The 13,112-nt window shown below is 71.6% G+C and carries 13 protein-coding genes and 2 pseudogenes; 8 read left to right on the forward strand and 7 right to left on the reverse strand.

The window, feature by feature from the left end; genetic code table 11:
* Position 1: 1 nt before the first annotated feature.
* Complete coding sequence (locus ACZ5NH_RS00695; RefSeq protein ID WP_468772133.1) at positions 2 to 829, reverse strand: serine hydrolase; 828 nt, start codon at positions 827 to 829, stop codon at positions 2 to 4.
* A 270-nt stretch (positions 830 to 1,099) separates the two neighbouring features.
* Here ACZ5NH_RS00695 and ACZ5NH_RS00700 point away from each other — a divergent pair.
* Positions 1,100 to 2,061 (forward strand): annotated as a pseudogene (locus ACZ5NH_RS00700) (permease).
* On the forward strand, positions 2,058 to 2,792 hold the full coding sequence (locus ACZ5NH_RS00705) for a TIGR03943 family putative permease subunit (RefSeq protein ID WP_468772135.1): 735 nt from the start codon (positions 2,058 to 2,060) through the stop codon (positions 2,790 to 2,792). The pseudogene ACZ5NH_RS00700 and the gene ACZ5NH_RS00705 overlap by 4 nt, the downstream one beginning before the upstream one ends.
* Here the strand turns inward: ACZ5NH_RS00705 and ACZ5NH_RS00710 are convergent.
* Entirely contained in the window at positions 2,779 to 3,291 is a 513-nt protein-coding gene (locus ACZ5NH_RS00710; RefSeq protein WP_468772137.1) for a pyridoxamine 5'-phosphate oxidase family protein, read from the reverse strand. The genes ACZ5NH_RS00705 and ACZ5NH_RS00710 overlap by 14 nt on opposite strands.
* A 407-nt stretch (positions 3,292 to 3,698) precedes the next feature.
* On the opposite strand from ACZ5NH_RS00710, the gene ACZ5NH_RS00715 reads away from it, so the two are divergent.
* Both ACZ5NH_RS00715 and ACZ5NH_RS00720 read left to right on the forward strand, forming a co-directional pair.
* Positions 3,699 to 4,301, forward strand: a complete 603-nt coding sequence (locus ACZ5NH_RS00715) for an Rv1733c family protein (protein WP_468772138.1) — start codon at positions 3,699 to 3,701, stop codon at positions 4,299 to 4,301.
* 406 nt (positions 4,302 to 4,707) lie between these two features.
* Complete coding sequence (locus tag ACZ5NH_RS00720; protein ID WP_468772139.1) at positions 4,708 to 5,055, forward strand: hypothetical protein; 348 nt, start codon at positions 4,708 to 4,710, stop codon at positions 5,053 to 5,055.
* A 181-nt stretch (positions 5,056 to 5,236) separates the two neighbouring features.
* On the opposite strand, the gene ACZ5NH_RS00725 is transcribed toward ACZ5NH_RS00720, so the two are convergent.
* Positions 5,237 to 5,503, reverse strand: a complete 267-nt coding sequence (locus ACZ5NH_RS00725) for a GlsB/YeaQ/YmgE family stress response membrane protein (RefSeq protein WP_388629641.1) — start codon at positions 5,501 to 5,503, stop codon at positions 5,237 to 5,239.
* Between the two features lie 254 nt (positions 5,504 to 5,757).
* Here ACZ5NH_RS00725 and ACZ5NH_RS00730 point away from each other — a divergent pair.
* The 3 genes and pseudogenes from ACZ5NH_RS00730 to ACZ5NH_RS00740 form a co-directional block, all read left to right on the forward strand.
* Positions 5,758 to 6,315: pseudogene (locus ACZ5NH_RS00730) on the forward strand (TerD family protein); the annotation flags it as partial.
* A gap of 626 nt (positions 6,316 to 6,941) precedes the next feature.
* Positions 6,942 to 7,304 carry an ArsR/SmtB family transcription factor gene (locus tag ACZ5NH_RS00735; RefSeq protein ID WP_468772140.1) on the forward strand — a complete coding sequence of 121 codons (363 nt, stop codon included), beginning with the start codon at positions 6,942 to 6,944 and terminating at the stop codon, positions 7,302 to 7,304.
* Between the two features lie 320 nt (positions 7,305 to 7,624).
* The gene (locus ACZ5NH_RS00740; protein ID WP_468772142.1) at positions 7,625 to 9,331 is read left to right on the forward strand and encodes an LCP family protein; all 1,707 of its coding nucleotides are present in this window, start codon (positions 7,625 to 7,627) and stop codon (positions 9,329 to 9,331) included.
* A gap of 158 nt (positions 9,332 to 9,489) precedes the next feature.
* Here the strand turns inward: ACZ5NH_RS00740 and ACZ5NH_RS00745 are convergent, their stop codons facing one another.
* From ACZ5NH_RS00745 to ACZ5NH_RS00760, 4 genes are all read right to left on the reverse strand, one after another.
* Positions 9,490 to 9,723 (reverse strand): hypothetical protein, encoded by a 234-nt coding sequence (locus ACZ5NH_RS00745; RefSeq protein WP_451004570.1) that lies wholly within the window; start codon positions 9,721 to 9,723, stop codon positions 9,490 to 9,492.
* An 80-nt stretch (positions 9,724 to 9,803) separates the two neighbouring features.
* Positions 9,804 to 10,673 (reverse strand): class II glutamine amidotransferase, encoded by an 870-nt coding sequence (locus ACZ5NH_RS00750; protein WP_468772144.1) that lies wholly within the window; start codon positions 10,671 to 10,673, stop codon positions 9,804 to 9,806.
* 146 nt (positions 10,674 to 10,819) lie between these two features.
* Positions 10,820 to 11,002 (reverse strand): DUF1731 domain-containing protein, encoded by a 183-nt coding sequence (locus ACZ5NH_RS00755; protein ID WP_468772146.1) that lies wholly within the window; start codon positions 11,000 to 11,002, stop codon positions 10,820 to 10,822.
* A 199-nt stretch (positions 11,003 to 11,201) separates the two neighbouring features.
* The gene (locus tag ACZ5NH_RS00760) at positions 11,202 to 12,176 is read right to left on the reverse strand and encodes a TIGR01777 family oxidoreductase (protein ID WP_468772147.1); all 975 of its coding nucleotides are present in this window, start codon (positions 12,174 to 12,176) and stop codon (positions 11,202 to 11,204) included.
* 154 nt (positions 12,177 to 12,330) lie between these two features.
* Between ACZ5NH_RS00760 and ACZ5NH_RS00765 the strand changes: the two genes are divergently transcribed.
* The gene (locus tag ACZ5NH_RS00765) at positions 12,331 to 12,996 is read left to right on the forward strand and encodes a ScbR family autoregulator-binding transcription factor (protein ID WP_388629658.1); all 666 of its coding nucleotides are present in this window, start codon (positions 12,331 to 12,333) and stop codon (positions 12,994 to 12,996) included.
* The last annotated feature ends 116 nt before the right edge of the window (positions 12,997 to 13,112 follow it).

A 13,112-nucleotide genomic window follows, 5' to 3' on the forward strand; every position in this document is an offset into this window, starting at 1 on the left:
GCTAGGCGACGGCGGCGCGCGCCGTCCGCTCGACCAGGGAGATGCCGTCGCTCATCGAGGCGCTGCCGTTCGACAGGACCGCGACGAGGCAGCGGTGTCCGTTCACGGTGACCTGCCCGACGCTGTTGACGTCCCACAGGCCCGTGGTGTTGCGCTGCAGCCAGCCGTTCTTCAGCGCCCGCGCGCTGCCGGAGCCGCCGGCGGCCGAGACTCCCCAGGCCTGCTCCGGGATGACCTTGCCCATGAGGCTGCGGACGTAGGTCCGGGACTGCGCGTTCAGGGCCGACTTCCCGGTGGAGCCGGACTTCCCCGTTGCGTCCCCGTCGAACACGGCCCGCAACAGCCGCATCTGGTCGCTCGCGGTCGTCCGGGTCAGGCCCCACTTGACGCCCGGCCCGCCCGTCGTCGAGGTCAGTCCCAGTCGCTTGTTCGCCGCCGCCAGCCCGGAGGCCTGGCCGATCTCGCGCCAGAGCGCGTTGGCCGCCGTGTTGTCGCTGCGCTCGATCATCGGCTCGGCGTGGCCGCGCTCGGCGGCGGTGAGCTGTCGTCCCGCGTCCTGTGCCCGGAGCAGCAGCGCCGCGAGGATGTCGACCTTGACGATGCTGGCGGTGTCGTACGCGGTGTCCTCCCCGTGCACCACGGGGGTGCGGCCGGCGGCGTCCAGGTCGAGCACGGCCGCCGTGGCGTGCGGGGAGGCGGCCCGCGCGGGGGCGGAAGCGGCCGCCGCCGGTGCCGGGTGCAGCACGCCGACGGAGGCAAGGGCCGCGGCCGAGGCCAGCAGGGCGCCGGCCCGCGTGCGTGCGAAGGTGAGGAATGGGTAAGACGGCATGGCGTCGAACGTAGACAAATCGCGTGCCGGGCGGCGTGGCGGCGGTCACCTTCGGGTCTGTTCGCGGCGAATTGTGAGAAGAGCCACCGACGCCGCCGATGGGACGCATCCGCCGTCCGGGCGCGGGTCGACACGGGGTGGGAGCCGGGGCCTCGCCTGTCGGCGGCCAGACACCGACATCCGGAGTGATCATGGAAAAGGCGGATGAACTGGTTGGTGTCGTCGACGGCGTGACGGCCGTCCCCGTCGGTTCGCCGTTCCGTACACCGCATCCGGCCGTGGCCGCTCGGTGCCGCCCTCGTGATCGCGCTCGGTGCCGTCGCCCTGCTCGTCCTCGCCGGCACCCGGTGGGTGAACCAGCCGGCCGTCCAGGCTGGCGCACCGTGTGCCTCGCCATCACCGTCCAGGCCCTGCCCTTCCTGCTCCTCGGCACCGTCCTGTCCGGCGCGATCAGCGCCTTCGTGCCGGCCGACCTGTTCACCAAGGTCCTGCCGAAGCGTCCCGCCCTCGCCGTGCCCGTCGCCGGTGCCGCGGGCGCGGTGCTGCCCGGGTGCGAGTGCGCCTCCGTCCCCGTCGCCCACAGCCTGATCCGGCGCGGTGTCACCCCGGCCGCCGCCTTCGCCTTCCTGCTCTCCGCGCCCGCCATCAACCCCGTCGTGCTGACCGCCACCGCCGTCGCCTTCCCGGGCAACCCCGCGATGGTCGCCGCCCGGCTGCTCGCGTCCCTCGCCACGGCGGCCGTGATGGGCTGGCTCTGGCTCTGGCTGGGCAAGGAGAAGTGGCTGCGGCCGGTCCTGCGGCACCGGCACTCCGGGCACCGGCCGGGCCACAGCCGCCTGCGCGAGTTCCGGCTCGGCTTCCAGCAGGACTTCCTGCACGCCGGCGGCTTCCTCGTCCTCGGCGCCATGGCCGCCGCCACCTTCAACGTCGCGGTGCCGCGCTCCGTCCTGGACGCCTTCTCCGGCTCACCCTGGCTCTCGGTGCTCTTCCTGGCCGGGCTCGCCGTGCTGCTGGCGGTCTGTTCGGAGGCAGACGCCTTCGTCGCCGCCTCGCTCACCGGGTTCTCCCCGGCCGCCCGGCTCGCGTTCATGGTGGTCGGCCCGATGGTCGACCTGAAGCTGATCGCCCTTCAGGCGGGCACCTTCGGGCGGGCCTTCGCCTGGCGGTTCTCCACGGCCACCACCCTCGTGGCGGTCGCCGCGAGCGTCCTGATCGGAGGCGCGCTGCTGTGAGACGCCCGGCCCAGACCCTGCTCCTGACCCTGACCGGCCTCGGCCTGCTGCACACGGCCCTGTTCACCGACACCTATCTGCGCTACGTCAAGTCCGGTCTGCGGCCGCCGCTCATCGCCTCCGGCGTGGTCCTGCTGCTGCTCGGCCTGGCCGCGGCGGCCGCACGGGGCGGACAGGAGCACACCGCCCACGAGGACCACGCACCCGGTCACGACCGCTCCGGCGCCCCGCGCATCGCATGGCTGCTGTTCCTCCCGGCGATCAGTTTGCTCTGCTACGCACCGCCCGCCCTGGGCGCGTACACCGCTGCACGCTCGAACTCCAAGCCGGTCGCGGTGCAGAGAGGATTCGCTCCACTGCCCGCCACCTCACCGCTGCGCCTGACCCTCACCGACTTCACCAAGCGCGTCCAACAGGACCTCAGCCGGGCCGTCAGGAGCCGGCTCGTTCAGCTCACAGGCTTCGTCACCCCGGCCGAGGACGGCGACGGGTGGTACCTGACCCGTATCGTCTTCACGTGCTGCGCGGCGGACTCCCAGACCGTCAAGATCCGCGTGTACGGCACCGAGGCCCCGCCCGCGAACACCTGGCTCGCGGTGACCGGCACCTGGCACCCCCACGGCACCCTCGGGACCAGGACCGCGCAGGCGGCCCTCGACGCCAGGGACACCCGCCCCATGGCCCAGCCGGTGAACGCCTACACCGACGATCTGCCGCTCACGCCGTCCTAGCCGTCGTACCCGACCGACCGGGAGTCCGAGGCGCCGGCCGCGCGGAGCCCTTCGCGGACCTGGCCGGCGTGTCGGTGAGGAGGACGCCCGTCACCAGGGAGGGACGGATGCGCACGGCGTGGTCCATGCCCTCCTCCGGCGTCCAGGGGGTGACCAGGGTCCGGACCCGGGCCAGGTCCGCGGGATCCGTGACGAGCCGGGCGTAGCCCGTGACCACCACGCTCCAGCCCAGATGCGTGTCCGGGTCGATCGAGTCGGCCTCGTAGGCGACCACCACACCCTCGCCGCGGCCCTGCTGCGTGTGCGCGGTCAGGGCGGTGCCTTCTTGGGTGCGGATCACGATGTCGCCGCCGTCGAGGACGTGATTGACCGGACGGACGGTGGGCAGTGCCTGCCGCGTGAAGACGATCCGCCCCAGGGACACACTGTCCAGCAGCCGCAGCGCCTCCGCCGGTTCGAGGTCGATGCGCCGGTGCGCCGGCTCGCGGTTACGGATCATTCCAGTCTTCTTCGCGGGTGCATGACTCTCCCCGTCTCTCGCCGGCCCCCGCCGCGCGGCGGCGATCCCGGGGGCGAAGCGGCACCGCGGGGGATCGGTGCCGCTCCTGCTCCCCACTGTCCCGCGGCCCACGGCGTCCACCCAGTGTCCTTCGGCCCACGGCGACAGGGCCGGATGTCCCGATTCCGCCGGTCGGCAGGGGGTGGCGCGAAGTCGTCGGGAGGCGCTTGCGCGCTCGCCCCGCCGCCATCCGGCTTTGAGGTGCACGATGGTGTGGTGACACTCGACGGCCGGGTCCGGGAGACCGCCCCGAGCCCGCTTGCCGCCCGCCCGGCCCGATCCGCCCGGCGAGGGGCACGCGGTGTGGGTGCGGCAAGGCCGCCGGTGCGCGAGAGGAGGCGGTGACGATGGACCGGACACCTCCCACGACGGTCACGGAGGCACGGCTGTGGCGCTGGCGGCGCAATCCGCTCCGGCGGCACAGTGACGTCGTCGAGGCCTGGATAGTCCTCGCGACCTGGGTGATCGCCGTCCTCGGCGGAGCCGCCGCCGGTCTCGTGGCGGTCCAGAGCGCCGGCGCGGCGTTCTCCGCCCGCGAGGCCCAGGTGCACTCGGTGTCCGCCGTGCTCACCGACGGCGCGGCGCGGACCCCGGCCTACGGGACCGGCTACGACGACGGGCGGGTGTGGGCCACCGTGCGCTGGACGGACGCCCAGGGCACCGTGCACACCGACCGGGCCAAGGTCGCGCCTGGCGCCCCCACCGGATCCCAGGTGACCGTGTGGACCAACCGCGCGGGCCATGTGGTCTCCGCGCCGGTCACCGGCGCCGCCGCCGATCTGCAGGCGGCCCTCACCGGTGTCCTCGTCGCCCCGTCGGCCGGCGCGGCGGTCTGGGGCGCCGGCTGGGTGGTCCGCAGCCGGCTGATCAAGCGGCGCATGGCCGAGTGGGACGAGGAGTGGAAGCAGATCGGTCCCCGGTGGGGGAACCTCAGCGGCGGCCGAGGCTGACCACTCGGCACCGGGCCCCGCGCCCGGAGTACCGGGAGTCGCTGCCCGGCTCGGGTGGAGGGAGCCGGATCCGGACCACGACTCCAGGAGGCGTCCGCGCGCAGTCGCCGGACGACCGGTGCGACGCGATGGGACGGCAGGGCGGGAAGGGCCACCCGCTTCTCGCGGATCCGGATTGCGCGGTGCACGGCTGCCGGCCGCTTCTCCGCGTCTGTTCTCGGTCCTTCCCGCCAGTACCAGCACACCACGGAAACCGCCGTCCCACCAGGCCCGCGAGCCCTCCGCGGTCGACCCGGGCCCGGCCCGCGCCCCCCGACGCCTCCTAGTGACCCGGGCTCCCGCCCACGACCGCTGCGGTACGTCGGGTCAGGCCTTGTGCAGGACGACGAGGAGCACCAGCAGCACGGTGGCGCCGGCGGTCGTCCCGTGGGCGACCACGGCCGTCGGCAACCTCGCCGAGTGGGCCCGGCACATCCTGGCCTGCCTCGGTCACCTGCCCGACCTGCGGGACGAACTCGGCGAATACATCCCCGAGCTGGAGCCGTCAGGCGATCACCTCGGCTTCGCGGTCCCGCTGCACCTGCGCTCCTCGTACGGCGAACTGCGGCTGATGACGACCGTGACGACCTTCGCCACCGCCGTCGACATCACCCTCGCCGAGCTCAAACCGGAGGCGTTCCTGCCGGCCGACCCGGCGACCCAGCAGGCCCTGGCCACGGCCGCGGCACACCGGGACGACCAGGAGCCCGACTAGCCCGCCGCGGTCTTGTCCCGGGCCGCCCCACCCACTTCAATGCTCGTACCTCCCACAGGAGAACCCCTGTCCCATCCACCCAGGCCTCGTACAGCGCCGCGAGCACCCGTGTCTCAGCGCTCCCTGCGCCCTGCGCCGACGGCGCCGATCAGGCTCCGCCGCCCGCCGTCTCCCTCCTGGATCAGTCCCGTGAGTTGCCGAACAGGATGCGGTAACCGATGAGCAGCACCAGGGAGCCGGCGATCGCCGCGCCCCAGGTGTAGAGGTCGAAGAAGTGCTTCTCCACCGGCCGGTCGAGGAAGCGGGCGGAGAGCCAGCCGCCGATGAAGGATCCCGCGACGCCGATGAGGGTGGTGCCGATCAGGCCGCCCGGGTCGCGGCCGGGCAGCAGGATCTTCGCGATGGCTCCGGCGAACAGGCCCAGGATGATCCAGCCGATGATGCCCATGGAGTTGTTCCTCCCGTCGGGTCGGGATCCGCGCCGAGTGCGCCGGAGACCGACACTTGTTTTCCTGCTTGCGCAAGGCTAGGGGCCGGTCGAGGGGGCCGGACAAGGGGCGTTGGCCTCCGGCGAGGCTCTGGTGATGACCCGTCGAGGTTCTGCTACATGATTAAGACATTGCGCAATCGTGGAACTCGGAGTGGTCCCCGGACGTCGATCATGATGGATGCCGGAAGTGCGAGCGGCTGCGGAGGGCGTGGATGAGTGTGACCCTGACCAAGGGCGGCAATGTGTCGCTGAGCAAGCAGGCCCCCGGTCTGACTGCTGTGACGGTCGGGCTGGGCTGGCAGGCGAACACCGGGTACGAACCGGACGCGGGCGCGCTGCTGTGCGCCCCGTCGGGCAAGGTGCCGTCCGACCAGCACTTCGTCTTCTTCAACAACCTGAGCAGTCCCGACGGTTCGGTCCGCCATCTGGTCGGCGGCAGCCCGGTCGACGGCGACGACCAGCGGATCCAGGTCGATCTGACCAGGGTCCCGGACGAGATCGAGAAGATCGTCTTCACGGTGTCGCTGTACGAGGGCGCGAGCCGCGGCCAGGCCTTCGGGCAGGTGCACCGCGCGCACATCCGCGTCCTCGACCGGGAAACCGGCACCGAACTGGCCCGCTACGACCTCGCGTCCGGCGGTCTGTCGACCGAGACCGCACTCGTCTTCGGCGAGCTGTACCGGCACGGCGCGGAGTGGAAGTTCCGCGCGGTCGGGCAGGGTTACGCCTCGGGGCTCGCCGGCATCGCCACCGACTACGGCGTCTCCGTGCTCAGGGAGACGTCCCCGAGCCCGGTCTCGGACCCGGTCGCCGCACCGCGGACGCACGCCGGCACGCATGTGCCGCCCGCCCCATCGAAGCCGCCGGTCGCCGCCTCGTCGGCCCCGGCATTCCCCACATCACCGCACACCACCGGGAGTTCCAGCGTGACCTGCTTCTTCGACCCCAACCACGGCCCCGGCACGACGACCGTGACCTGGTCGCCGCAGTGGGGCGTGCCCCGGCCCGTCCAGGTCTGCGGCGCCTGTGCGCAGCGCGTGCAGACCACCGTGCCGCCGTTCTACACCCCGCCGCAGCAGGGCTATCCGCAGCCTGTGCCGCAGGGCTATCCGCAACAGGGTTACCCACAGCAGGGTTACCCCCAGCAGACGTACGGCGAGCCGTACGCGGACCACGACCATCACCAGGGCGGCGGCCGGCGCTTCGGCGCGGGTGCGCTCATCGGTGCCGGTGCGGCAGGGCTCATCGGCGGCGCGCTGCTCAACGAGGCGTTCGACGACGACGAGCCGGAGGTCGTGGTCAACAACTTCTACGAGGACTGACCTCCGGAACCGACCCCTACACTGGGTGCGCGCATGTGCGTCGGCTGTGACGAGGGCGGGGACGGGAGAGGGCTGTGACGGAGAGCGCCGCTGGCTTCGAAGACCCGCCCGCCGAGGTGCTGGCCGAAGCCGCCGCGGCGTTCGGCCTGCTCGCCTCCTCCGCCAGGCTGCATCTGATGTGGGCCCTGTCACAGGGGGAGAGCGATGTCACGCATCTCGCCGACCGGGTGGGCGGAGCGCTTCCGGCGGTCAGCCAGCACCTGGCGAAGCTCAAGCTCGCCGGACTCGTCCGCGCCCGCCGTGAGGGTCGGCGGCAGGTCTACTACATCGACGATCCCGACGTCGTGACCTTGGTCCGGGTGATGGTGGGGCAGCTGACCGCGCGCTCGACGCACACCGCCACCCCGGCCTACGGCCTGCGCAGGATCGGCGGCTGAGAGCACCGCGCCAACCCGCCGGTCCCAGGACCGGCCCCTGCCCTGTGGCGCTCTCTCGTCCAAGGTCTATATGTCGTTCTTATGTGAGGCGCGTAGACTCCCGCTCCCGTACCGGGCTCGCTCCGCACGGCGATTCATGAGATGCCTCACCTGTGAATCGCGTGTGTATCTGTGCAGTTCGGGCAGCAAGTTTGTTAGATTGCGCAACCACGCAAGCAAGGGCGGAGCGGCGCGCTTCGCCCGCCCGTACATCGCCGCCCGGGCGGGCCGTACACCCCACGGCCCGGTCCGACGGGCCCGACCGTTCATGGGAGTGGGAGATGAGCGACCCGTGGGACGGGCCCACCGGGCAGGCCACGCGTAGCCATGGCGCGCGGGTGCCCGGACAGCGAGCAGCCGAGCCCGACGGGTCGCCTCCGCCGGGCGGCCGGGCCGCGGCGCGGGCGGCTGCCCGTGGGCGCGGCGGCGGTCGGGGGCGCCGAGGCCGTCCGGTGCGCCGCGGCACGAAGGCGCTGAAGATCCTCGGCATAGGCATGTCGGCGGTCATCGTGGTCACCGCGGGTGCGGGCTGGTGGTTCTACGAGCACCTGAACGGCAACATCCACAGCGTCGCGCTCGACGGCAAGGGCGGTGCCGAGAAGGCCGACGCCTTCGGCCGCACCCCGATCAACATCCTGGTGATGGGCTCGGACGGCCGGACCAGTGCGGCCGACTGCAAACTCGGCGGCGGCTGCTCGAAGACCGGGGTGCAGAGCGGCAGCAACGCGGATGTGGAGATGGTGCTGCACATCTCCGCGGACCGGTCCAACGCGACGGTGATGAGCATCCCGCGCGACACCATGGTCCAGGTACCGGCCTGCAAGGACGGTGAGACGGGCCAGTCCACGTCCGGATACTACGGCCAGATCAACAGCGCCCTGCAGTACGGCCCCGCCTGTCAGGTCGCCACGGTCCACCAGCTCACCGGCATCCCGATCGACCACTTCGTCAAGCTCGACTTCTCCGGCGTCGTGAAGATGTCCGACGCGATCGGGGGTGTCTCCGTCTGCGTCAGCGACGACGTGTACGACACCTACTCCCATCTGAAGCTGTCCCAGGGCACCCACACCCTCAAGGGCGAGGCGGCGCTGGAGTTCGTCCGTTCCCGGCACGGCTTCGGTGACGGCAGCGATCTCGGCCGTACGATCTCGCAGCACATCTTCCTCAGCGCGATGATCCGCAAGTTCAAGAGCGCGGGCACGCTCACCGACCCCACCGCGGTCTACGGCCTCGCGGACGCCGCCACCAAGGCGCTGACCGTGGACGACGGCCTGGGCAGCGTGAAGAAGCTGATCTCGCTCGCGTCGGACGTCAACAAGGTGCCGACCAAGCGGATGACGTTCACGACGATGCAGACGGCCCCCGACCCGAACAACAAGGACCGGGTGCTCGTGGGCGCCGGTGCCAAGACGCTGTTCTCCACGATCGCCAACGACCAGTCGCTGACCACCGGCTCCGGCCAGAAGGCCGCGGCGGCCTCGGCGACCGCGAAGGCCACCGCCTCGGCCGTGCCCGCCTCGCAGATAGCCGTCACGGTCGAGAACGGCACCACGGTCACCGGCCGCGCCTCGGCCGTCGCGACGGCCCTGACCGACCAGGGCTTCAGCTCCGGCACGACCACGGCCAACGCACCGAGCCCGGTGACGACCAGCACGCTGACCTACGGCACCGGTCAGAAGGCGGAGGCCGAGACGGTCGCCAAGGCGCTCGGCCTGTCCTCCTCGCACCTGAAGCAGGGCACCGGCAGTGGCCTGACCCTGGTCATCGGCAGCGACTGGCCCAGCGGCACCACCTTCCCGGGCGGCAAGTCCGCACCGGCGCCGGCCGACACCAAGGCCGCCGTCGGAGGCGCCCACGCCTCCACCGCCGACCAGGCCAGGACCTGCGCCAAGGTCAGCCCCTACAAGACGGTCAACCTCAACGGCGTCCCCATGACACCGGCCCAGGCCTACGCCGCGGCACGCGGCAAGCCCGACTCAGACTCCTGACCGGACGGCGACCGAGCCGGTGACCCGGTCGTACTGTTGCGCAAGACCGCACGTCAAGAGCAAGGCCAAGGCCATGAAGGAGGACGACGCCGCCGGGCCGTCCAGCGCTCTCACGGTCGAGAGCGGGCCGACCGACTGAGCCGCGTGCACCGTGTGCGTCAGGGGCTGGCGATGTCGAAGCCGTATCGCAGGGGCTCGCTGGTGACGGTGTAGTCGCGTCGGTACAGATACACCGCCTCGGCACGTACGCCGCCGGGCGGTGCGGCCTCGACCTGGCAGGGGTACGTCACCTGGATCACACGCGGCCGGTCGGAGACCTTCATCCGCAGCCCGTCCGCCGGCCCGCCGTCGAGCACGGCGGTCTCCCAACCCGTCACCTCGGTAGTCTCCACGCAGCAAAGTTTAGCGGTTGCGCAAGTTTCGCTCCCGTGAGCCGGGTCACCGACGGCCGCCGGTGGATCTCAGGGCCCGACTACGCAGGTCGTTGCGAGGCGGCCGCTTCGGGGCGCAGGTCGGACAGGGTGAGCGGGTGGGCCGGTGCGTCGGACACGGCGACATGAGACGTCACCCGGAGATCGGGGCCGATGTGGAGCAACTCGCCGGGCGCCATGAGCTGCCAGTGCGGGCTCTCGTCCATGGGCTCGCTGGCCACGACGACCGCCGGACGATCACCGAGATGCGCGGAGCGCACCCGCAGATGACCGTGCCGGCCGGAGTGGTCGAGATGCCGCGAGCCGTGGTGACCGCCTGCCGGGCGCCGCAGGACGTACAACTCGTGGGTGGCGGGATAGCGCAGGGCCCAGAGCTCCTGCGCGGTGACAAGAATGATGTTGAGCGCGTACAGGGGCAGGTTCCCGGCGACCCAGCGGGCCGCGGACGCGAGACCGGCGGACACGTTCCCGCCGTGCGCCGCCGTCTCCCGCGTGACCAGGGCGAAGAAGCGCTCGGAGTCGGTGTCGCCGTGCACCAGTGAGCGGTCCTCGCCGAGATGGCGGTCGAGCTCCTCCAGACCCTCGATCACACCGTTGTGCGCGAACAGCCGCCCGTCCTGCTCGAAGGGGTGTGTGTTGCGCACGTCCAGCCCGCCGGTCGAGGCGTAGCGGATGTGCGCGAGGAAGGTGGCCGACTCGACCTCCCGGGCCTCCCGGGCGAAGGCGCGGTCCTCGTACGCGGCGATCGCCGCCTTGTGCACCTCCGGCGTGCCGTCCGCCTCGAAGTACCCGAGCCCGGTGCCGTCGGGCTCACGGCGGCTCTGCACGCTGAGACTGTCGGGCGCGTCCAGCAGCCAGAACGTGGCATGTGTGCGCAGCGGGGAACTGATGAGCCCGAACAGTCGGCACACGACATCCTCCTCGTCACCCGTCCTCCGCCGAGCCCCGTCGTCCGGTGCCCCGGACGACCATGCTCCCGCGCGCCGTACGTTCGCGCACTCGCGCCACGGAGGAATCCGGCCCCGCGCTCAGCTCCTTCGTCCCGCCGACGGATTCCTCAAGCGGTCGGTCGCAGTACCGAGTCGAGCGCCGCGTCGATCGTCGGATGAGAGAAGGCGAAACCCGCCTTGTGCAGGGCGGCCGGTACGACGCGTGCGCTGCATGTGATGCTCCCGGCGAACTCGCCGAGCGCCGCGCGCCGGGCTCGACCCGGCCCGCGACCGGATCCCAGTGCGCGCACTCGCTGCCGTCGGCAGGGGCGGCGGGTGGACCGGTCGCGGACCAGCGGACCACCTGGTGGCCGTCGGCGAGGAGGGAGCGGGTGAGGGCGGAGCCGATGAGTTCGGTGGATCCGGTGATCGCGACGCGCATGGCGTCCTCCCGAGAGGCTCGGGCTTCAGATTTGAATCATGCCGCACGATACAGCGGTTGCTTGTGTTTCAAGTAAAGCGACGAAGCCGGCCCGCCCCGGACCGCGTCGACCTGGCGCGGCCCACCAGATCCGCGGCGGCCGGCTGCCACTCGGGATACGCGAAGTCGAACCCGGCCGCCGCCAGCCGGCCCGGGACCACCCGGCGGCTCTTGAGCAGCAACTCCGTGTCCGAACGCAGCGCGTAGGCCCCCAGCTCGGCCATCCACCGGGCCGCCGGCAGCCCCACGGGGACGCCCCGGGCCGTACGCAGCGTCCGCATGAACTCCCGCTGCGGGAGCGGGCCGGGGGAGGCCAGGTTGACCGGGCCCTCGATGTCGTCCCGGTCGATCAGGAACTTCACCGCCCGTACGAAGTCCGTGTCGTGGATCCAGGAGACGTACTGCGCCCCGCCGGCGACCGGCCCGCCCAGTCCCAGCCGGGCCAGCCCGAGCAGCACGTCGAAGACCCCGCCCCGGTCCGGGCTCATCACCATCGCCGAGCGCAGTGCCACCTTCCGCGTCGCCGGTGTCGGTGCCTCGGCCTGGGCGCGTTCCCAGTTCCTGGCGATGTCGACGCTGTAGGCCCAGTAGTCCGGAACTCCGGTCTCCGAGCCGCCGATCACGCCGGTCGCCTCGTCGTTCGGCGCGTCGAAGCGATGGGCGTAGATCGTCGCCGTACTCATCTGCAGCCACACCCGCGGCGGTTGCGCGGCGGCGGCGATCGCCCGCCCCACCACGCGCGCCGAGGTCACCCGCGAATCCATCATGGCCCGCAGGTTCTCGACGGTGTAGCGGCAGGAGACGCTGCGTCCGGCCAGGTTGATGACGACGTCGCTGCCGTCGACCACCTCGGCCCAGCGGCCCAGCGTGGTCCCGTCCCAGCCGACCTGCCGCTCACCCGTCGGACGCCGGGTCACCACAATGACCTCATGACCGGCCGCCGTCAGCGCACGATCGAGAATCGTGCCGATCTGTCCGGTTCCCCCAGGCAGAACTACCTTCATCGAGCCCCCTCGGTTCGGTACCCCCAGCGTAGCCCTAGATTTGAACGCGTTCAAAAGAATGAGGGTCGACAACTGCCCAAGAGCACCTTTCTGTTGACATGTGCTGCGGTAAGGTACGAGCTGTTTGGTTTAATTTTCAGCTTGAGGAGGGTCCATGGCTCAGCAGGAGCGAGCTGTCCGGACCCGGCGTGCTGTTCTGGAAGCCGCCGCCGCGGTGTTCGCCGAGCGCGGCTACGCGGCGGCCACCATCGCCGAGATCCTCACCAGGGCCGGCGTGACCAAGGGCGCCCTGTACTTCCACTTCGACTCCAAGGCCGCACTCGCCCAGGGTGTGCTGCAGGAGCAGATGAGCACGGAGTACCACGTCCCCCGGGAACTGAAGTTGCAGGAGTGGGTGGACGCGGGCATGACCCTTGCGGAGCGGCTGCCGCGGGAGCCGATGCTGCTCGCGGGCGTCCGGCTCTCGGCCGACCTGCAGGGCCGCGATGTATTCGGCAGCGCATGGCCGGCCTGGGCCGAGCTGGCCGGCTCGCTCCTGACGGAGGCCAAGGAGCGCGGTGAGGTACTCCCGCACGTGGTGCCCGACGAGACCGCCCAGGTCTTCCTCGGCGCGTGGATCGGGGTGCAGTTCGTGTCGCAGGCCGTCGCGCACTGGGCCGACCTCGACCACCGTATGTCGGCCCTCTTCAACCATCTGCTCCCCGCCATCGCCGCCCCGGCCGTCCTCGTCCGCCTCGACACCGCGCCGGACCGGGGGGCCAGGGTGATCGCGGAGGTCCGGCAGCGGCCGGCGGCGACTCTGGCGGGCGTCAACAGCTGAGTCGGTCCGTGTGCTGGGCCCCGTGGCGCCCGTGATGGCAGTTCATAGCAAACCGCTGGGTCGGTTTCCTGGCATGCCGGCAGGCTGAGCGGATGACGTCGATGCCCATGATCCTG

This window comes from Streptomyces sp. NPDC031426 (genome assembly GCF_055581585.1).

Excerpts from the sequence above, each read along its gene's own strand:
- ACZ5NH_RS00715 (WP_468772138.1), top strand. The coding sequence starts at position 3,699 with ATGGACCGGACACCTCCCACGACGGTCACGGAGGCACGGCTGTGGCGC.
- ACZ5NH_RS00695 (WP_468772133.1), bottom strand. The coding sequence starts at position 829 with ATGCCGTCTTACCCATTCCTCACCTTCGCACGCACGCGGGCCGGCGCC.
- ACZ5NH_RS00710 (WP_468772137.1), bottom strand. The coding sequence starts at position 3,291 with ATGATCCGTAACCGCGAGCCGGCGCACCGGCGCATCGACCTCGAACCG.
- ACZ5NH_RS00740 (WP_468772142.1), top strand. The coding sequence starts at position 7,625 with ATGAGCGACCCGTGGGACGGGCCCACCGGGCAGGCCACGCGTAGCCAT.
- ACZ5NH_RS00725 (WP_388629641.1), bottom strand. The coding sequence starts at position 5,503 with ATGGGCATCATCGGCTGGATCATCCTGGGCCTGTTCGCCGGAGCCATC.
- ACZ5NH_RS00760 (WP_468772147.1), bottom strand. The coding sequence starts at position 12,176 with ATGAAGGTAGTTCTGCCTGGGGGAACCGGACAGATCGGCACGATTCTC.
- ACZ5NH_RS00765 (WP_388629658.1), top strand. The coding sequence starts at position 12,331 with ATGGCTCAGCAGGAGCGAGCTGTCCGGACCCGGCGTGCTGTTCTGGAA.